This is a genomic window from [Clostridium] hylemonae DSM 15053 (assembly GCF_008281175.1).
Taxonomy (GTDB): domain Bacteria; phylum Bacillota; class Clostridia; order Lachnospirales; family Lachnospiraceae; genus Extibacter; species Extibacter hylemonae.
Window position 1 is genome coordinate 650,581 of sequence record NZ_CP036524.1, and the last position, 18,934, is coordinate 669,514.

The 18,934-nt window shown below is 50.9% G+C and carries 19 protein-coding genes; 16 read left to right on the plus strand and 3 right to left on the minus strand.

The window, feature by feature from the left end; all coding sequences use genetic code 11:
• Window position 1: 1 nt before the first annotated feature.
• From LAJLEIBI_RS03070 to LAJLEIBI_RS03105, 9 genes are read left to right on the plus strand one after another with little or no spacing between them, the layout of a single operon-like run.
• On the plus strand, window positions 2-2,008 hold the full coding sequence (locus tag LAJLEIBI_RS03070) for a serine/threonine-protein kinase (protein ID WP_006444780.1): 2,007 nt from the start codon (window positions 2-4) through the stop codon (window positions 2,006-2,008).
• On the plus strand, window positions 2,008-2,145 hold the full coding sequence (locus tag LAJLEIBI_RS18030; protein WP_006444781.1) for a hypothetical protein: 138 nt from the start codon (window positions 2,008-2,010) through the stop codon (window positions 2,143-2,145). Before LAJLEIBI_RS03070 ends, LAJLEIBI_RS18030 begins: the two co-directional genes overlap by 1 nt.
• Before the next feature lie 14 nt (window positions 2,146-2,159).
• Window positions 2,160-3,143 (plus strand): hypothetical protein, encoded by a 984-nt coding sequence (locus LAJLEIBI_RS03075; RefSeq protein ID WP_006444782.1) that lies wholly within the window; start codon window positions 2,160-2,162, stop codon window positions 3,141-3,143.
• 22 nt (window positions 3,144-3,165) lie between these two features.
• A complete protein-coding gene (locus tag LAJLEIBI_RS03080) occupies window positions 3,166-4,947 on the plus strand; it encodes a WG repeat-containing protein (protein ID WP_006444783.1) in 1,782 nt (593 codons plus the stop codon).
• A 15-nt stretch (window positions 4,948-4,962) separates the two neighbouring features.
• Window positions 4,963-5,223, plus strand: coding sequence for a zinc ribbon domain-containing protein (locus LAJLEIBI_RS03085; RefSeq protein WP_006444784.1), 261 nt, complete (start codon window positions 4,963-4,965; stop codon window positions 5,221-5,223).
• A gap of 2 nt (window positions 5,224-5,225) precedes the next feature.
• Window positions 5,226-5,999, plus strand: coding sequence for an NADase-type glycan-binding domain-containing protein (locus LAJLEIBI_RS03090; RefSeq protein ID WP_006444785.1), 774 nt, complete (start codon window positions 5,226-5,228; stop codon window positions 5,997-5,999).
• Window positions 6,000-6,051: 52 nt separating this feature from the next.
• On the plus strand, window positions 6,052-6,666 hold the full coding sequence (locus LAJLEIBI_RS03095) for a YARHG domain-containing protein (protein ID WP_006444786.1): 615 nt from the start codon (window positions 6,052-6,054) through the stop codon (window positions 6,664-6,666).
• Window positions 6,667-6,682: 16 nt separating this feature from the next.
• The gene (locus LAJLEIBI_RS03100; RefSeq protein ID WP_006444787.1) at window positions 6,683-7,516 is read left to right on the plus strand and encodes an N-acetylmuramoyl-L-alanine amidase family protein; all 834 of its coding nucleotides are present in this window, start codon (window positions 6,683-6,685) and stop codon (window positions 7,514-7,516) included.
• Window positions 7,517-7,518: 2 nt separating this feature from the next.
• Window positions 7,519-8,442 carry a serine hydrolase gene (locus LAJLEIBI_RS03105; protein WP_006444788.1) on the plus strand — a complete coding sequence of 308 codons (924 nt, stop codon included), beginning with the start codon at window positions 7,519-7,521 and terminating at the stop codon, window positions 8,440-8,442.
• A gap of 26 nt (window positions 8,443-8,468) precedes the next feature.
• Here the strand turns inward: LAJLEIBI_RS03105 and LAJLEIBI_RS03110 are convergent, their stop codons facing one another.
• The 3 genes from LAJLEIBI_RS03110 to LAJLEIBI_RS03120 form a co-directional block, all read right to left on the minus strand.
• Entirely contained in the window at window positions 8,469-9,416 is a 948-nt protein-coding gene (locus LAJLEIBI_RS03110) for a C-terminal binding protein (RefSeq protein WP_006444789.1), read from the minus strand.
• A 12-nt stretch (window positions 9,417-9,428) separates the two neighbouring features.
• Window positions 9,429-10,436: a 2-dehydro-3-deoxygalactonokinase gene (locus LAJLEIBI_RS03115; protein WP_006444790.1), complete on the minus strand. Its 1,008-nt coding sequence runs from the start codon at window positions 10,434-10,436 to the stop codon at window positions 9,429-9,431.
• A 71-nt stretch (window positions 10,437-10,507) separates the two neighbouring features.
• Window positions 10,508-11,371, minus strand: a complete 864-nt coding sequence (locus LAJLEIBI_RS03120; protein ID WP_006444791.1) for a MurR/RpiR family transcriptional regulator — start codon at window positions 11,369-11,371, stop codon at window positions 10,508-10,510.
• Window positions 11,372-11,621: 250 nt separating this feature from the next.
• Here LAJLEIBI_RS03120 and LAJLEIBI_RS03125 point away from each other — a divergent pair, with 250 nt between their 5' ends.
• From LAJLEIBI_RS03125 to LAJLEIBI_RS03155, 7 genes are all read left to right on the plus strand, one after another.
• On the plus strand, window positions 11,622-12,770 hold the full coding sequence (locus LAJLEIBI_RS03125; protein WP_006444792.1) for a sugar ABC transporter substrate-binding protein: 1,149 nt from the start codon (window positions 11,622-11,624) through the stop codon (window positions 12,768-12,770).
• 71 nt (window positions 12,771-12,841) lie between these two features.
• Window positions 12,842-14,335 (plus strand): sugar ABC transporter ATP-binding protein, encoded by a 1,494-nt coding sequence (locus tag LAJLEIBI_RS03130; RefSeq protein WP_006444793.1) that lies wholly within the window; start codon window positions 12,842-12,844, stop codon window positions 14,333-14,335.
• A gap of 22 nt (window positions 14,336-14,357) precedes the next feature.
• Window positions 14,358-15,323: an ABC transporter permease gene (locus tag LAJLEIBI_RS03135; RefSeq protein ID WP_006444794.1), complete on the plus strand. Its 966-nt coding sequence runs from the start codon at window positions 14,358-14,360 to the stop codon at window positions 15,321-15,323.
• Window positions 15,324-15,341: 18 nt separating this feature from the next.
• Complete coding sequence (locus LAJLEIBI_RS03140; RefSeq protein WP_006444795.1) at window positions 15,342-16,025, plus strand: cyclase family protein; 684 nt, start codon at window positions 15,342-15,344, stop codon at window positions 16,023-16,025.
• A gap of 18 nt (window positions 16,026-16,043) precedes the next feature.
• The gene (locus LAJLEIBI_RS03145) at window positions 16,044-16,931 is read left to right on the plus strand and encodes a dihydrodipicolinate synthase family protein (RefSeq protein ID WP_006444796.1); all 888 of its coding nucleotides are present in this window, start codon (window positions 16,044-16,046) and stop codon (window positions 16,929-16,931) included.
• Window positions 16,931-17,965: a 2-dehydro-3-deoxygalactonokinase gene (locus LAJLEIBI_RS03150; protein WP_006444797.1), complete on the plus strand. Its 1,035-nt coding sequence runs from the start codon at window positions 16,931-16,933 to the stop codon at window positions 17,963-17,965. Before LAJLEIBI_RS03145 ends, LAJLEIBI_RS03150 begins: the two co-directional genes overlap by 1 nt.
• Entirely contained in the window at window positions 17,953-18,924 is a 972-nt protein-coding gene (locus LAJLEIBI_RS03155) for a C-terminal binding protein (protein WP_006444798.1), read from the plus strand. Before LAJLEIBI_RS03150 ends, LAJLEIBI_RS03155 begins: the two co-directional genes overlap by 13 nt.
• Window positions 18,925-18,934: the final 10 nt, after the last annotated feature.

Below are 18,934 nucleotides of genomic sequence, written 5' to 3' on the forward strand. Positions count from 1 at the left end.
AATGAGTGTTGCAGAACAATTTTCAGATACATATATCATAAGAGAAAAGCTCGGCGAAGGAAGCGGCGGTATTGTCTACCGGGCGTATCATAAAAGACTGAAAAAAGAAGTCGTGATAAAGCAGATGCGGACGCGGAGTGTGTCTGTGCTTGTGAACCGGCAGGAAGTGGATATTCTGAAGAACCTGCATCACTCCTACCTTCCGCAGGTGCTGGATTTCCTCACGGTCGACGGCGAAGTATATACGGTGATGAGCTACATTCCGGGGAAGTCGTTGCAGCAGCTTCTGAAAGACGGTTATCATTTTACACAGAATGAACTTATAAAGTGGGGGATGCAGCTTTGCAGCGCTTTAAATTACCTGCACAGCCAGAAACCGCCCATCATTCACAGTGATATCAAGCCGGCCAATATCATGCTGACGCCGGAGGGGAATATCTGTCTTATTGACTTTAATATATCGTTCTTTATGGATGAGAATACCGTGCTCGGATATACGGACGGATATACGTCTCCGGAGCAGTATATCATCGCGCTGGACAGCGAGTCGGTGCACAGTCTGCCGCAGTATTCGAGTATTGATGAGAAAACGGACATCTACAGCGTTGGCGCCACGTTTTATCATCTCGCGTCAGGGAAGAAGACAGAGAGCTACAGGGATCCGATAGACAGAGAGCTCCTGGCGGAGAAAATGGGGGAGGCCTTTGCGAAGGTCATAGAGAAGGCGATGCAGATAGACCCGGAAGACCGGTTTGACAGTGCGTTTGACATGTTTCAGGCGTTCAAACAGATCACGAAGCAGGATGCCAGATATGAAGCGCTTCTTCGCAGGCAGAGAGGCATACGGGCGGGACTTGTCCTGCTGACGGCCGGTTTTATCGTTCTTGGAGGCTTTGGCATCCACACGATCAAAGCAGAAAAGACGAAGGCTTACAATGAACTCGTCAGCCGGCAGAAAAAGCAGCGGCAGGACGGTGAATATGAAAAAGAAGAAGATACATATAAAAAAGCGGTAAAAATACTGCCCGGAGCGCTTGAAAGCTATTATCAGAATGCATATGCATTGTATGAACAGCAGAAATACAAAGAATGTATTGAATTTATCGACTATGACATTCTGGAAAATGAGAAGGTAGACACGTTAAAAAAGCGGATGGCGGATATTTATTACCTGAAGGCGGAGAGTCATTTCCAGCTCGGAGAATATGAAAAGTCGGTGAATGCGTACGAACAGCTATTTAAACTCGGCGGATACGACAGCGGATATTACAGAGACTATGCCGTTGCCCTGGCATACAACGGCTCGGTGAACAAGGCCAAAGAGGTGCTCGACGAAGCGGCAGAGTACGGGCTGAAGGAGGATTCGCTCTATTACGCAAAGGGAGAGATCAGCAAGTCGCTCAATGAGCTGGCCGGGGCGGCAAATGATTTTCAGCAGTGCATCAGCCTGTCGGACGACATGGCGTTAAAGAGCCGGGCTTACGTGATGTTAAGCGAGATCTATAAGATGCAGGGACAGGATGTCAGGCAGCGGGATATACTGGCGGAGGCCAGAGCGGCTGTGCCGGCAAAATACCGGATGCTCATACTGGAGCGGCTTGCCCAGGCTGATATCGAACTGGCGGAAGCGGGACAGTCCGGATACCGGGCAGAAGCCACCGACGTATTGAACGAGGTGGTAAGCCTTGGGTGGGAGACATATGACACATACGACAATCTTGTCATACTCCATGAGAAGCAGGGAGAGATCGGCGAGGCGGAGCGTCTGCTGGAGACGATGATACAGCTATACGGCGAGGACTACAATATCTATAAGCGGTATGCGTTCCTTCAGGTGGACCGTCAGGAGTTAAAGGATAATAATGCCAGGGATTACAAAGCATTCGCCGGTTATTTTGAGAAGGCGCGGCAGCTGTATTACGCCCAGCTGAAAGGGAACGATACAGATGCGGAAATGCAGCTTCTGGAAAATGTATACGCGCAGGTAAAAGCAGGAGGTTGGTTATAATGGGTATAACGGCAGGATGGATCATCACGGCGGTAAGTGTCCTTGGAATCGCCGGATGTACCGCGGCGCTGGCTGCCAGCAGAAAAATATTTGACAGACAGAGGAAAAAACTGCTCGACGAGATAGAGGCAGAGTAAGAGGGAGGAGAAAGATGAAAGAAAAATTGAAATACGCGGTGGGCGCGCTGCTGGCCTGCTCGCTCGTGGCCGGCTTCATGCCGCTCATAGAAGTGGGAGCCATGAAAATGTCGGTGATGGATATACTGAAGATCGGTGTGGGAACGTACGGAGACACAGAACTGATAAGAGAAGTGATGGAATTATTTAAAGAGTATCTGAGACCGAGCATCATCACAGTCGTCATCCTCATCATCCTAATTCTTGCGGGAGCATTTCTGACGGTGGTGCTTGATGCGTCAAAAGCTTATATCGCGGCGCTTGTAAGCGGGGCTGTCAACAATGTGCTCGTGATCATACTGTGTGTGTCTGTAAAAGGAAAAATAGACGAGGTGGAGAGCGCGTTCAACTTCTTTGGCCTTAGCAGCGGGATTCGGTTCCACGTTTCTACGATAGTGTTGTGGATCCTATTGTACGCGGTGATTTTCGGGCTGTCGGCCTGCGGGATCGTCCTGGGAAAGAGCGGACAGAAGACGGAGGGAGCCCGGGATATTATGCCGGAGAACCTAAGCGACAGGAAAAATCCGTGGGAGGCAGATTTGGATCCGAAGAAACAGGCATATCTTGAACGCATCGGGCAGCTGGAGCAGGAGAGGAAGGCAGCCCGGAAGGCGACAGAACGTGCCGCGGGGCAGACAGAGGGGAGCACATTCCACGGCGCCATAGGGGGACGGAACGGAAGATATGCCTCCAAAGTGTATCCGCTTCAGGAAAAAGTACAGGTATTTTTCATAAAAGACGGTACAGGAGAGGTACTTATAACCGGCGAAAAGAGCGGAAATACTACCGCTGGTGTATACTATATCAGTGAGTATGAGGAATACTGTGTGGAGCCTTATGAGAAAAACAGTTTCTTTCTCACAAGCGGACAGCCGCTCGGGCGTGACCGGCGTTACCATTTGCCGCGGGGAACAGAAGTGTATATAGGAGACAGAGGGCACGCCTTTGTGCTGGCCTAGATGAAAGGACAGAGGATAAGATATGTATTGCCGTAAGTGTGGCAGCCCCAACGATGAGGGGGCGCGTTTCTGCGGTAAATGCGGAGCAGAATTACAGCCGCCGCAGGAGCAGACAGAGAAAGAGAAGAAAGTAAAAAAAATCAGGCTGTGGGCAGGCGCGGCAGCAGTCCTTGCCGCCGCCGTTGTCCTGGCCGGCTATTTTGCGATGAAAGATGTAAGTGCCAGGGAGGCATACGAGGAGTACATGACCAATGCCGATAAGTATCTGGAGACAATGGATTATGAAAAAGCAGAGGAAGAGTACCTGCAGGCCATCGCCATCGATCCGAAACAGGAGGAACCATACCTGAAGCTGGCGCAACTGTATGAGGCAGACGGGGAGCCGGAAAAAGCGGAGAGCATTCTGGCGGAGGCGGATAAGAAAGTGCCCCAGAAGAATCGCAGAAAGCTGGCAAAGAAAAAAGAAGAGGATAAGCAGGCCGCAGAACAAAAAAGTAATTATACGGCTGTATGGGAGACAGAACCTCAGGTTGAAGCTGACGCCATCTATTATCTTGCAGAAAATGATTACTATGAGCAGCCGGTAAACGAACTTAGAAAGCAATACCTCTCTCCGTATGCTGTCATACAGAAGGGAGAGGCGAAGGGACTGATCGGAATGGACGGCCGGACAGAAGGCGGCCTGGATTATGAAGACATACAGATCGAGGCAGGGGGCTATCTCATGGAGAGGACGGAACCAGTATATGACGACAAAGCACAGGGACAGTGCTCGATGTACCGTATGCTCGAGGGTATGGATGAGATAGAACCGGCGCTGGGACTCGGTGGGATGCCGCCCTATGACGTATTTTATGAAAGCGGCGGTGAACTCATAAGTCTTCTTGAGAGAAGCGGGGGAAGCTTCTGTGATTTCCACAAGGAGGTGCCGGAAGGCGCGTTTCCGGTGCAGCACTTTGAGACGCCTTTTGAGGGAGATATATTTGACGACAGTTACCGTGAGTGGAAGGAGAACGGCGGACTGTATGCAGTATATAACGGTGGAGCGCCGGTGACGGACTTTGTGTACGAAGAATGCGGCTCGGCAGTGGACGGACTGCTTGCCGTAAAGAGAGACGGAAAGTGGGGGTATGTGGACGAGAGCGGAAAGGAAGTGATCCCTGCTGAATTTGACGCTTCCTGGCAGTATTATACTTCTGCTGATCCATACGGCGAGGCATACGAAGACTATTGTTATGCCGCGTCAGAAGGTTACGTCGTGCTCCGCAGCGGGAAGCAGTGGGAACTGCGGGATACTGCCGGTAACGTGGCTGTACCTTCCGGCATATACGAAGAGATCCTGCCGGTGTATGAGGGCAGATGCTGGGTGAAAAAGGACGGCAGATGGGGCGTGCTTGAGATATATGAGTGGAGCGAAGATGCGCAGCAAGAAGACGGGGGTGGATCAGGTGAAGATGTACAGGACACCGGCGGCCCGGGAGAAAGCTATACGGTCTATGACAGCGGGCCGGTAGAACTAACCGGAGTGATCCAGTTTGAAACGGGGACGCATCCGAACGGTCAGGAGATTGGAGCTGTCATATTAAAATTGGATACACCTGCCGGATTCCATGTCGGGGGAGGACTGGAGCCGGAGGAATCGTTTGAGAACTGTACGGATATACAGCTTGTAGGTGCGGAAATTGATAAATCGTGGGAAGGAAAGCATGTGAAGGTTACAGGTGAGTTGAACGCAGATGCATATACGGTATATTACTTCCGCGAATACGCAGTTTATGACGCGGTCGTCAGCGAGATAAAATAAAGGAGAGTGGAAAAGATGAGTGACAATGATAAGACAGTATTTGTAAATTATGAAAAGGGCAGCCAGGAGCCGGGTCTGGAACAGGCGTATATGGAACTTGGGAAAGCATATTACGAGGGGAAGTTTGAGGATCCGCTTCCGGAGCTTCTGCCGCTTTTCGACAAGATCACGAGACTGAAAAAAGAAAACGAAAAGGATGAGAATGTGTGCCCTCACTGTAAAAGTGAGCTGAAACCGGGCTCTCTGTTCTGCGCACAGTGCGGCCAGAGGATATAGAGATGAGATATTGTGATAACTGCGGGCACAAGCTGCGCGAGGATGATGTATTCTGCCAGCAATGCGGCCATAAAGCTGGGGAACCGTTGGGAAACAGGATAGCTTCAGGTAAGACAGGGCCCCCGGGGACACGCAGAAGCAATGTAACTGCAGTCATTATATGTGCTGTTGTATTTCTGTGTGTGTGCGGGCTTATTTTGTGGTATATATTCAAACCGGAAAGCAGCGGTTCCGGTGAGCGTACGGCGGCCAGTCATGTGGAAGGAGCTGTACTATCGGACACTGTCGCAGCTGCAGAGCTTACGGCGGAACCCGACAGCCTGAGCCCTTATCATAAAGTGCCGGCTGTATCCTCCGGCGCAAGTTCGGTTGTCAGGCAGGAGGGGCATGATAATACGGCAGCCATGACTTTGGATGGCCTTGATGAGACTTCCTGGCAGGAAGGTGCAGCCGGACCGGGGATCGGACAACAGATATGGTATGAACTAGATGGTACATATGAGATAAAATACCTATCGTTCAAGCTGGGCAACTGGAGAGGCAGCAGCTATTATGCGGGCAACCACAGACCGAGAGTACTCCGGATCACGGCCGGCGGTGTGACCGGGGATGTCACGTTCCCGGACGGAATGGAAGAGTACTGGGTAACACTGTCAAATTCGTGCAAAGCAGACCGTATCGTGCTGGAGATCCGGGATGTATATGAGGGAAACAAGTGGGATGAAACGTGTATTGCGGAAGTAGGCATATACGGGAAACAGGAAGAGCCGAAGTAATAAAGAAAAAGATATTAAAGCATACAGTGTTACAGTGAGGAGGAATGAAAATATGCGGTGTCAGAAGTGCGGAACACCGGTGGGAAAGGATGACCTTTTCTGCCCTGAGTGCGGCAGCAGAATAGAACAGAAATCAAATACAAAAGTAGTTGTCATCGCAGCGGTCATTATGGCCGCCATATTGGCAGGGATTATTTTCTGGGTCATGTCGGGAAGCAGCGGGGATGCAGGCAGAAGCGAGACAAAGTCGGAGGATACAAAGAATAAAAACGACAGTAGTAAGAAGAAACAAGAAAAATCAAAGGAAAGTACGAAGCCGGAAACGGTAAAGCAGCCGGAGGAGAAAAATACAAATGCCGCGGGATACATTCTGCCTGAAAGTGACTCTGTGTATCTTACGGATGCGGATATAGACGGCCTGACACTGAGAGACCTGAACTATGCCAAGAATGAGATATATGCAAGACACGGACGCAGGTTCAAATCCAGGGAGCTGCAGGACTATTTCAACAGTCAGAGCTGGTATACGGGACAGTATGATGCGGACGATTTTGATGCAAATTACAGCCAGAGCGTACTGAATGATTATGAAAAAAAGAATGCGGAACTGCTCCGTAAAAAAGAATTTTCACTTAATTCCGGCGGCTATCCGCTGGACGCGCAGTGACAGCAGGTGAGGGGATATGAAGAAAAAAAGAATTTATGTGACCATGACGCTCATACTGCTGGTCGCGGTTGGCGTGGCGGCAGCCGTGTACATTTTAAAGAGCCCGTTTGAAGCAAAAAAGAGTCCGGTCTCCAAAAGTGCGGGAAAGGATGTGCCTGGAAAGATGACAAAAGCAGACAAAGAAAAACTCGTACCCGAGACCATAAAAAAGAAAGGGATCACAGTGGCGGTCGACCCCGGACATCAGGGACCGCATGTCGATATGAGCGCACAGGAGGAAAATGCTCCGGGATCCGGCGTGATGAAACAGAAAGCAACGTCGGGCACGACCGGCCGTTATACCGGACTGGGTGAATATGAGCTGAACCTGGACGTTTCTCTCAAAGTGAAAGAGCGGCTTGAGAAGCTGGGATACGATGTCGTAATGGCCCGGGAGGATAATGACACGGCAATCAGTAATAAGGAAAGGGCGCAGATGGCCAATGAGGCAGGGGCGGATGTGTGCGTGAGGATCCACGCAAACGGAAGTGAGAGCCCGGCCAGCGAAGGAGCGCTCTGTCTTGTCATGTCACAGGACAATCCGTATGTGGGCCGGCTGTACGGCGAAAGCAGCAGGCTGGCGGAGGCTGTCTTATCATCCTACTGTGAGGCTACAGGATTTTCAAATATGGGGATCCAGGCCAATGATACGATGACCGGGCTTAACTGGAGTGAAATACCGGTGATGATACTGGAAATGGGATTTATGACGAATGAACACGATGACACGATGATGGCCGACGATGCTTTTCAGGAAAAGATGGCAGACGGCATCGTAAACGGCCTGGAAAAATATTTTGAACAGCGATAGCAATGGAGGGAACGGCTGTGCTGAATGTGAAGATAAAAAAGGGCGCGCTGACCGCTCTATTATGTGTGATTCTCTGTATAACGGGCTGCGGCGGTAAAAGCGGAGACGTAAAAGAAAACGGCGGCTCGAGAACAGAGAAAAAGAACCTGGTCATAACGACAGAGGACAAAGGACGGACGGAGCAAAACGGCGCCGCCGCACCGGTGCAGGAGTTTCAGGCACAGGCGGAGAAGCTGGCGGCAGACTTCCCCGGAGGCGGCGAATGTGCTGTGTATGTATATGGACTGGTCTCAGGCCGGGAGGCCTCTGTAAATAATAAGCCCATGCAGTCGGCTAGTCTGATCAAGCTTTTTATAGCGGCCGCGGTGCTTGAGCAGAAAGAGAAGGCGGAGGCACAGGGGAGCGGTTCGGAGACGGATGCGCTGCTTAAGGCGATGATAACCGTGAGCGACAATGAGGCTGCCAACACACTCGTGAAGCGTCTCGGCGCCGGGGACGCAGCGGCGGGGATGAACGCGGTCAATACGTTCGCGGCGGCACACGGATTTGCAGATACTCATATGGGACGGCTGATGCTCGATTTTGACGCGCAGGACGATAACTATACGTCTGTAAAAGACTGCGGTATTTTTCTCCAAAGATTATACCGGCAGGAGCTTGCGGGAGCAGAGCAGCTCACCGGGCTTATGAAAGAACAGACGCGGACCGGAAAGATTCCCGCGGGGGTGCCCGCGGGAACTGTCACGGCCAATAAGACAGGAGAACTGGACACGGTAGAAAACGACGCGGCGCTCATATGGGGGGAGGAGGAACCGTATATTCTTTGCGTCATGTCGGAAGGGCTTGCGGACGCGGCCGCAGCCAGAGACGGGATACAGAAGCTGTCCTCGGCCCTGTATGAACTTATGCGAAGCGAAGCACCGTAAAGCATCCGGACGGACTCAGACCACATTCAGACCACACGGTTAAATGGTTTGTTGCCCTTCAGGACATTTACAACCTCTTCGGCTGCTTTTCGCTGCAGCGTACGGATCGCGGTCTCGCTGTACCAGGCGCTGTGGGGAGTGGCGATGACGTTGTCCATGCTTAGGAGCGGATGGCCGGGATGTACAGGTTCCTCCTCGAAGACATCTATTCCTGCCCCGGCAATTCTTTTTTCCTTTAAGGCCGTTATCAATGCCTTTTCGTCTATAATGCCTCCTCTTGCTGTGTTTATCAGGAAGGCGGAGGCTTTCATTTTCTCTATCTCTTCTTTCCCGATTAAGTGAAATGTGTCGCTGGTGAGCGGACAGTGTACGGAAATAAAGTCGCCTGTACGGAGCAGTTCGTCGAGAGAGACGAGGTTTACAGACTGTTCTGCGGCTGTCTCAGAGCTTACAAAAGGATCATACGCACTGACGGTCATACCGAACGCACGCATCTTCTTTGCGGCCATCTGCGGGATCCGTCCGAAACCGACGAGACCAAGCGTACATTCGGACAGCCTTTTTAGCGGAACGGCACTGGAATAACCCCAATCGCCGGACTTGAGCGCGCCGGCAAGGGGCATAAGCTTCCTGCCGAGCGCCAGTATCATGGCGCATGTGTGGTCGGACACCTCTGAGATTCCGTAATCCGGTACATTGCATACGAGGATGCCTTTTGCGGCTGCGGCGTCACAGTCTATATTGTTTACGCCGATGCCGTATTTGATTATCATGCGGCAATGTTCCATGCCTTCGATAACTTCGGAGGTGATGGAAGAATACTGCGTGATAACGGCGTCCGCGTCTCTTAGGACCGGGAGGAGCTCCTCCGGCCTCTTCAGCTGGCAGCTGTGCAGTGTGAACCCTGCGCCTTCTATGATCGCTCTTTCTGTCTCAATGTTCTCGTACTCATAATCTGTGATCACTACCTTCATTTGTTCTCCTCCTTATAATAACCGCATCTTTTCCGCCACGAGATATGCTCCGAGCGCTGACGCGGAAAAACCGTTATCGGGTTCAAATACTGTGACATGGGAAAACAGGTCCTCCGCCTGAAAGATATCCTTAAGCGCCAGGTTCAGAGGAGCTTTTCCGCAGATGACCACCTGTGTGTCATTGGTCAGGCGGACGGCTTGAGAGTTCTTTACAGCGGTGATATCGCCCTGTAGTACAGCCCCGAGAATATAATTGGCAATTTTGGAAGGATTCTTTTCTTTAAACAGGCTCAATATGCGCCCGGAGAAGCAGGCGCGCCCGAGACCGGCTTTTTTGGCGCTGCTGTAGCCGAGAAGCAGCCAGTCCCTGTCATAGTCCTCTGCCGTCACGAAGCTGCGCCCCACGGACTTTGCGAGAATAGTGTCATTTGTGATGGAATCAAGGAGTTCTCCTGATATGGAGGTGAGGCATCCGGTGATCCGGCCGTCCTTGTCCACAGATACAAACTTGTTGTGGGAGCCGGGAAGGACGAGGAGCAGCGGTGTCCCCCTGTGACATGTGTGAATGATGGCGAGGCTCTCTGTCTCCTCCCCTCTCATAATATCCATAGCCTCATAGTTGTCAAACGTAATTTGGCCGTCAGAATTCTTTATTCCCGGAATGAAGTGTATCGGCAGCGGGCAGATCTCGGGAAGCGTGATCGCTTCTGTGGCAGCGGCGATCTCTGTGAGCCCTGCGGGCGCGGTCAGGTGGGGAACTTCCACGATGCCTACGTCCGAGGTGATCATGCCGCTTGCTATGATATGGCTGATATCGTCATAGGAGATAGAAGCGTCTTTAAGCAGCTGTTCCAGACATTCTTTTACTGCGTGCTTCAGCCGGCTGTTATTGCCGTCGATGGCTGTGTTGCGGACGCCGACTTCTCTTTTGGCCTCCCCGGTCTTTATTCTGCGGTCATCCCACAGGATACACCGGGTATTCGTCGTGCCTCCGTCAATGGTGATCGTATAAGCGCTCATATGAATTCTTTCCTTTCCTGGTAAAAATAAATATAAGCATTGTCGTATTTCCCGTTCAATCAAAGCATTTGTTACAGTTTATATTTCTTAAATGTGTTTCTCGTATCCTGCAGCCTCGGCAGCATTTCATTTGCATTTGCAATACTTATCATAGAAAACAGCGCGTCGATGAGGCAGAACTGGGATACTCTTGAGTTCAGCGCGTCGGTAAGAATGTTCCGCTCTTCGCTTACTGTACTCAATATTACCTGTGACAGTCTTGCGATAGAAGAACCAGGGGCGCCGGTGATGAGGATCGCGGGTATCCTGCGCTGGTATGCCATCTCGATCTGCTTGTACAGATCGGCAGTCTCACCGGACTGAGAGACGCATAAGATCACATCGCCCGGGCGGGGATGGGTCAGGATGGCGGCATTCATATGTGCGTCCTGATTACAGACGCAGTTCAGTCCGAGCTCGGTAAGCCTGAAAAATGCATACTGGCAGATAGAGGCGGAGGCCCCGTGCCCCAGGATGATTATGCGTTTGGCAGATGAGAGCAGTTTCTGGGCGTCCATACATTCCCCGGCGGCGATATCTGCATTCTTGCTGAGCGAGGACATGGCTCCTAAAAATACTTTTTTCTTGATCTCTGTCGGTTCATCATCGATCGTAATATCGCTTTCCGAGTGATAAAAGGTTCTGTTTACAAGTTCCTGGGCCAGCTTGATCTTAAAAGACTTAAAGCCGTCAAAGCCGAGCAGACGGTAGAACTTCACAACGGAAGCCTCGCTCTTCAGGCTCGTATGGCTGATCAGGTCAGTGATCGATTTGTTGACCACTTCAGACGGATTCTTAAGAATATAGTCTGCCAGCTGTTTCTGTCCCTTTGTCAGCTGCGGATATAATTCGCTGATTTTTGCCAGCGTGGGATAATGGTCAGTGTCTATATGCATAAGCAACCTCCCTTTTTATTATTTCTTACTTCAAATATAACATAACCTTTTTCAAAATTCAAACCGAAAATAATAAAATTTTTTTATTAATATAAGCATTATGCACATAAAAAACGATGTAAAATAATGGAAATTAAACAAATTTACAAAAATATATTGACAATAAAATAAAAAAATTATATTTTAATATCATAAAGCATTTGTCGTATCATTCAATCAAAGCAAAGAAAAATTCAAGGAGGATGACACTATGAAAAAATGGAAAGTTCAGATGAAAAAGGCAGCATCCCTGCTTCTTGTAAGCGTGATGGTCCTGTCACTGGCCGCATGTGGAAGTAAGGGTTCCGACGGTAAATCGGACAAGAAAGACAAAAAGGCGGACAAAAAGACAGAACAGGAAGGGCAGGATTTTACAAAGGATGTGCTGAAAGATCTGGCGGTCAAGGAAGACGGCACGCCTGTTAAAGCAGCCATTACGGTCGCGGAACTGGACAGTGAGTATATTATCGCCGTACAGAAATATATGCAGTACATACTGGAAGAGGCCGGGGCAGATGTGACAGTGAGCAGCGCGGACGGTGATGCCGAGAATCAGTGCAACCAGATATATGATTTTATTGAAAAAGGGGTAGAGGTGGTGCTTATTCAGGCAGCCGACAGTAATGCTGTGGCGCCGGCCATCAAGGCATGTAATGACGCCGGCGTGAAGGTGATCGCCGTCAACAGAACGATCTACGGCGACTGCAAGGTAGATTACAGCGTATTGATCGATGACAAGGCGATGGGCGAGATGTGTGCCAAATATATTGCCGACAATTCAAAAGAAAAAGACGTTAAAGTGACGACCATGCAGGGGACGCTCGGAACAGCAACGGCAGACGACCGGGCGGAAGGCTTCAGCGCCGGCGTACAGTCTGACGGGCTGGACAACATCCGGGATAATCCGTGCGAGTGGTCTTCTGAAAAGGCGATGGCGGCAATGAACGATGTGCTGACGACAGATTCCGATGTGGGCGCTGTATTCCTGCACAGCGATTGTATGCTTGCCGGCGTCGTATCTGCTCTTACACAGTCTGATAAATTGAAAAATGTTGGCGAGGACGGCCATGTCATGATCGTATCTATAGACGGAGCCGCATCGGCTCTCGACTATATCCGTCAGGATGTACTTGATATGACGGTTGACAATTCTCCGCTTGCGATGGCTACGATAGCGGCAAAAGCGGTACTGACAAAGGTAGTCAAAGGCGAGGATCTGGGCGGTAAAGTGATCACAGTGGACGCCACCGTCATCACGAAGGACAATGTGGACGATGCGGCGTTCTGGGGCAACTTTAATGTCGACGACGGGTATTGGAGTGAAACGGCAAGCGTCTGGGATCAGTATACGATCGAATAAACTTCTTTGATCAAAGAGGGTGTTGAGATATACACCCTCTGACAATTCTATTATCTGAAAGGGAGTTAATTATGGAAAAACAGGGACTGATCATGAAAAGCATTGGAAAGCAGTTCAACGGTGTCACTGTGCTTGAAGATGTTGATTTTGACGTTCGCCCGGGGGAAATTCACGGTCTGCTCGGAGAAAACGGCGCAGGCAAGTCTACTCTGATGAAAATCGTAAACGGCGTGCTTACACCGAGTGCAGGCGAGATATACATAGACGGCGGAAAGGTATCATTTGACTCTCCCCACGCGGCGTCAAGAGCAGGCATCCGGATGGTATATCAGGAACTGGACTTGTTCGCGCACCTGACGGCAGCCGAAAATATCTGTCAGGGCAATTTACCGAGAAATGGCATGAGGCTTATCGACTGGCCGCGGATGAGAGAGATATCCCGGGAGATCCTCCGCATGATCGATGTGGAGATCGATGTCGATGAACGGCTGGACCGGCTGAGTATTGCCCAGCAGCAGATCGTGGCAATAGCGCGGGCGCTGAACGGAAACTGCAGGATCATTCTGCTGGATGAACCGACGTCGGCTCTTCCAAAGAAGGATGTTGAGAATCTGTTTAAGATAGTCAGACAGCTGAAGGGAAAAAATATTTCTGTCGTGTTCATATCACATAAACTGGATGAGATGATGGAGATCACAGACCGTATCACCATTTTGAATAACGGGAAGAAAGTAGCTACGGTCAATACAGAGGACATTAATGAGGATAAACTGGCCGAGATGGTGGTGGGAAGGACGATCAAGAATAAATATCCGAAGATACACTGCGAGGCAGGAGAGACCTTGCTTAAGATGGAGCATATCTCTCTGGAAGGCCGTCTGAACGATGTCTCATTTGAACTGAAAAAAGGGGAAGTGCTGGGTATCGTGGGACTTCTCGGCGCCGGAAAGACAGAGATCGCGAAAGCGCTGTTCGGCGTATATGGAAAGGGAAATAAACGGCTGACAGGAAATATATATATGGGCGGAAGGGACGCAAGATTTGCGGCGCCTGCTCAGGCTGTAAAAGCCGGTATCGGATATATCTCAGAGGACAGAGGCTCGGAGGGACTGCAGGTGGAACAGCCCATAGACTTTAATATTTCTCTCGCCGCGCTCAGAAAGCTGAGCAGGCTCGGACTTCTGAATCTGAAAAAGGAGAGAGACACGAATGAACGTCTCATAGACAAGCTGAAAATAAAGTGCGAGACTCCGAGGCAGAAGGTCAGCAGCTTAAGCGGAGGGAACCAGCAGAAGGTCGTCATAGCGAAATGGTTTGCGACCGAGGCGAAGATCGTTGTTCTGGATGAGCCGACGAGGGGGATCGACATCGGCGCAAAGGTGGAGGTCTACAATCTCATCAACGAGATGGTGGAAGCGGGCATCGGGGTGCTTCTGCTGTCCTCGGAGGTGCCGGAGGTATTCGGCATGGCGGACCGCATACTTGTCCTGAAGGACGGAAGGATAACAGGCGAGATGAACAACGGCAGCATCACCGAGGCGGAACTGCAAAGACAAGTAATGTAAATGACACTAAAGGAGAAGAGATATGAATAAAAAATTAAAACTCTTTATGAAATCACAGGGTTCGGTTTTTCTAATACTGGTGCTTATGTGTCTGGTGGCGTCTCTGTTCACGGATAAGTTTTTTTCACCGTCCAATTTAAGCAATGTACTTGCCCAGTCTGTGACGTGCGGGATATCGGCGCTCGGCATGACCTTTGTCATACTGACGGGCGGGATCGACCTGTCGGTGGGCGGCTGTATCGTGTTCACGGCTACGATAGGAATGAAATTTCTGGCGGAAGGGACCGTGGGAGTGGAAACGGCCGTACTGATGATGCTTGGGCTTGGCATACTGGTCGGCATGTTCAACGGCATACTGATCACGGTCCTAAAAATGCCGTCATTCATAGCGACACTGGCATCGTCGAGCGTGACGGCGGGACTGGCGCTTTACATATCCATGGGGAAAACGATCATAGGGCTCCCGATCGAATACAGCGTTATAGGACTGAAAAAGGTAATGGGGCTTCCCATCTGTGTATGGCTTATGTTTGCACTGTATATCCTGTCCTATGTCATTCTCAGGTATACAGGCTACGGACGTAAAGTGTATGCCACCGGGAGCAACAGGAAGTCGGCGTGGCTGAGCGGGATCAACGTAAGGCTCGTAGAGTTTTCCGTCTATGTCATCAACGGTCTTATGTCCGCGCTCGTGGGGATCGTGCTCACATCCAAGCTTCTGTCATCCACAAGTACGATCGGCAATGGGATGGAAGTAAATTCCATAGCGGCAGTCGTTATCGGCGGAGCGAGCATGACAGGCGGAGAAGGCGGCGTTGCGGGCACGATCGTCGGGGCGCTTATTCTGACCATCATAAGCAATGCCATGAATCTGATGAGTGTCAATGCATATCTGCAGGAAGTTGTGATGGGGCTCATCATCATCATCGCATTGTTGTTTGATATGCTGCGCAAAGGATATATTTTCAGGAAACCGGATGAAGAGTAAAAGAAAGTGGTGAGTGATATGTTGATCGAACTGAGTTATGTGATAAGCGAACATGTGCCGAAGTGGCCGACGAATCCGGAAGAGAAGTATGATTACAACCAGGCGTTCCGGTTCGGGGACACGTGCAATGCGTCGTCGGTATACCATCATTTACATACCGGTACGCATGTGGACGCCCCCTTTCATTTCGATAAGACGGGAAGGACGATCGATGAGATCCCGGCGGAAGACTTCTATTATACGGCGCCGCTCGTACTGAAGCTGATGAAGTCTGAAGGGGAGCGGGTAGAGCTGGCGGAACTGAAGGTTCATGAGGAAGAGATCGCAAAGTGTGATATTCTCTTTCTTTACACCGGATATTCGGACTTGAGGGAAAGCAGTCCGGAGAAATTCGTATCTGACTTTCCGTCCATGGCGCCGGATGCGGCCCGGTATCTCAGGAAGAATTTTCCCGGGCTTAAGGCGGTGGCGCTCGATTCCATAAGTTTTGACAGCGCTGTTACCGGGGCGGCGGAAGGGTTTCCGTCCCACCATGCCCTGCTGGAGACGAATGAAGAACAGACAGAGCGCACCCTTCTTTTGTATGAGGATGTAAATATTAAGAAATTGGCAGAACAGGATACGGTACGGGCCGTCTGCGCATTTCCGGTAAGATTTGCCGGGCTGGAAGCCGGACCTGTGAATATGGTAGCAATAGTCTAAAGAAAAGGAGCAGAAGTCATGAAAAAATTAAAAGGTGTTGTACCTCCCATGATAACCCCGTTTGACGCAGAAGGGCGTCTGGATGAATATAATCTCCAGAAGCTGGTCGAGTATTTATCTCCGAAGGTGGACGGACTGTTTATCTGCGGTTCCTATGGATGCGGGCCGCTGATGACGTTGGAGGAGCGGAAGAAAGTGGCGGAGATCGTCAGAAAATATTCCGCCGAAGAGACGATGATCGTCGTACATACGGGCGCGCTTACAACAAAGGATACGACGGAGCTGACGCTCCACGCGGCAGAGATCGGCTGTGATACGGCGGCTGCGGTCGGCCCGTATTACTTCCATTACGGAGATGAAGAACTGATCCGTTACTATACTGACGTGATCGACGCAGCCGGGGAACGGATACCGTTTTATGCATATCACAACCCGAAGTTCCAGGGATATGAGACAAGCCTTAATGTCATGAAGCAGTTAAAGAACGCAGGTCTGTCGGGCATCAAGGATGCCACCTTTGATCTGATGAATTATGCGATCTATGAGAGAGAGCTTGTGGATGATAATTTTGACCTTGCGCTCGGCACGGAGGCGCTCTGGATCTCTGCGCACGCTCTTGGATGCAGGGCATATATCCCGGGCATCGGCAATGTGTTCCCGGAACTGTGCGGGGCAATGTTTGAGGCGTCCATGAAGGAAGAAAAAGAGAAGGCGAGGGAGCTTCAGTTCCTTATCAACAAGCTGAGAGATATTATGTATCTGGCAGGCTCCACCCAGCTGGCCATCTATGCCATCGCAGAGATCAGAGGCATTATGACCGCGTATCCGCGCAGGCCGTTCCTGCCGCCCACAGCAGGGGAGAAAGATGCGATCAAAGAAGCGCTGAAGGAACTGGAGGTAATCTGATGTATAACATTATCATTGACTGCGGGACGACGAACTCAAGGGCATATGTGGTGAGGGAAGACGGCAGCATAGCGGGGCAGGCATCGAAGAAGATAGGTGTGAGAGACACATCCATCACAGGCTCGAAAGAAGCGCTGGCGGCCGGGCTCAAAGAGACGGTCGGGAAAGCTGTGGAGGCTGCGGGAGTCCGGGAAGCGGACATCTGCGCCGTCTTATCCTCGGGCATGATCACGTCGGAGATCGGGCTGTGCGAGCTGCCGCATCTGACTGCCCCGTGCGGCGTAAACGAGCTGGCCGGCCATATGGAGCGGGTGGAAGGGCTGGATCTGTACGGGGGAAAACCGGTCTATTTTGTGAGAGGTATCAAAAATAAAATGGAGGAGGCGCCGGAGGATCCTTTTAAAGCGGCCGGGTGCCTTGATTTTATGCGCGGGGAGGAGACGCAGGCCGTTGGAATCATGGAAAGCGCCGGCATGATTCTGCCTGCGGCGATAGTGATTCTTTCTTCTCACACAAAGTTTATTTCCGTGGAGGAAGACGGCAGGATCCTCGGCAGTCTTACGACGATGAGCGGGCAGACGTATGAGGCGGTCAAGAACAATACCTTTCTCGGGAAATCGCTGGACGGCGATGAAAGCAGTGTGCCGGAAGATTATTTTGACGCGGATATTGTGGAGAACGCGGCCGCGTGGGTTCAGAGGGCGGGGCTTGTACGTTCCTTTATGTTTCCGCGTTTTCTCGATGTACTTCTGGATACGAAATGGTATGAGAGGCGGCTGTTTTTTGAAGCGCTCATAGCTGCGGACGATATGCTCTCACTTGGACAGATGGATATGTTCGGCGGCAGTGGAACGCAGCGGTTTGTGCTTGTGGGGCTGAAAGAGCGGTGCAGGCTTTATGAATACATTTTACGAAAAAAATATGTCGGGGCAGAGATAACAGTCATCTCGGACAAGGAGCAGATTGACCGTCTGAGCATAGATGGTATGCTCAGCATTGCAAAAAAGGCAGGGATCATAGCATGTGGAAAATAGTGATAGCGGATTATTATTATCCGGATCTGAAAGAAGAGTACAAGGTGTTTGAACAGCTCGGTGAGACCGAGATAGTCGATCTGACAAAGATAGCGGAGGGCGGCATTAAGGAGCCCGGGGAGCTGATTCCGTATGTGAAAGATGCGGATGCGCTTATCGTACAGTTTGCAAAAGTAAATAAAGAGGTCATCGACAGCATGGAGCGGTGCAGGGTGATCGCAAGATATGCCATCGGCGTTGATACGATAGATGTGGAAGCGGCGGCTGCAAAAGGGATCTGCGTGGCAAACGTGCCGGATTACTGTATCGACGAGGTGGCGGATACGGCGATCGCCCATATCATGAACGCAAAGAGAAAGATCGCCCGGGCGAACAGCCTGCTGCTTGCGGGGGAATTTGACATGGCGAAGATCAGGCCGGTTGGGCGCATGGAAAATGAGGTGCTCTGCCTGATCGGTTTTGGCAATATCGCCCGGAATGTGGCGGGGAAGATGAAGTCCTTTTTTAAAGAGATCGTTGTGTACGACCCGTACGTTAAGGACTGCGGTTCGTATCCCGAGTACAGATTCCTCGATTTTGACGAGGCTGTAAGCTGTGCGGATGTGATCTCCCTCCATGTGCCGCTTAATGGTACGACGGAGCATATGATGTCGGACAGAGCTTTCGGTCTGATGAAGCAGGGAGCAGCTGTCGTCAACACGGCCCGGGGCGGGCTCATAGATGAGGCGGCCCTTGTGCGGGCGCTGGATATGGGAAAGGTGGGTTACTGCGGACTGGATGTGGTGTCGACCGAAGAGTTCGGAAGCTCTCCGCTGCTTCACCGGGAAGATGTATTTATCACGCCTCACATGGGCTGGTGCTCGGAGGAGGCGATCGTGGAGCTTCAGCGCAAGACGGCCGAAAATGTGGCGGAGACGCTGTTGTTTGGAAAGCCGAAGTATTGTGTAAATAAAGTGTAAGCTGCGAAAG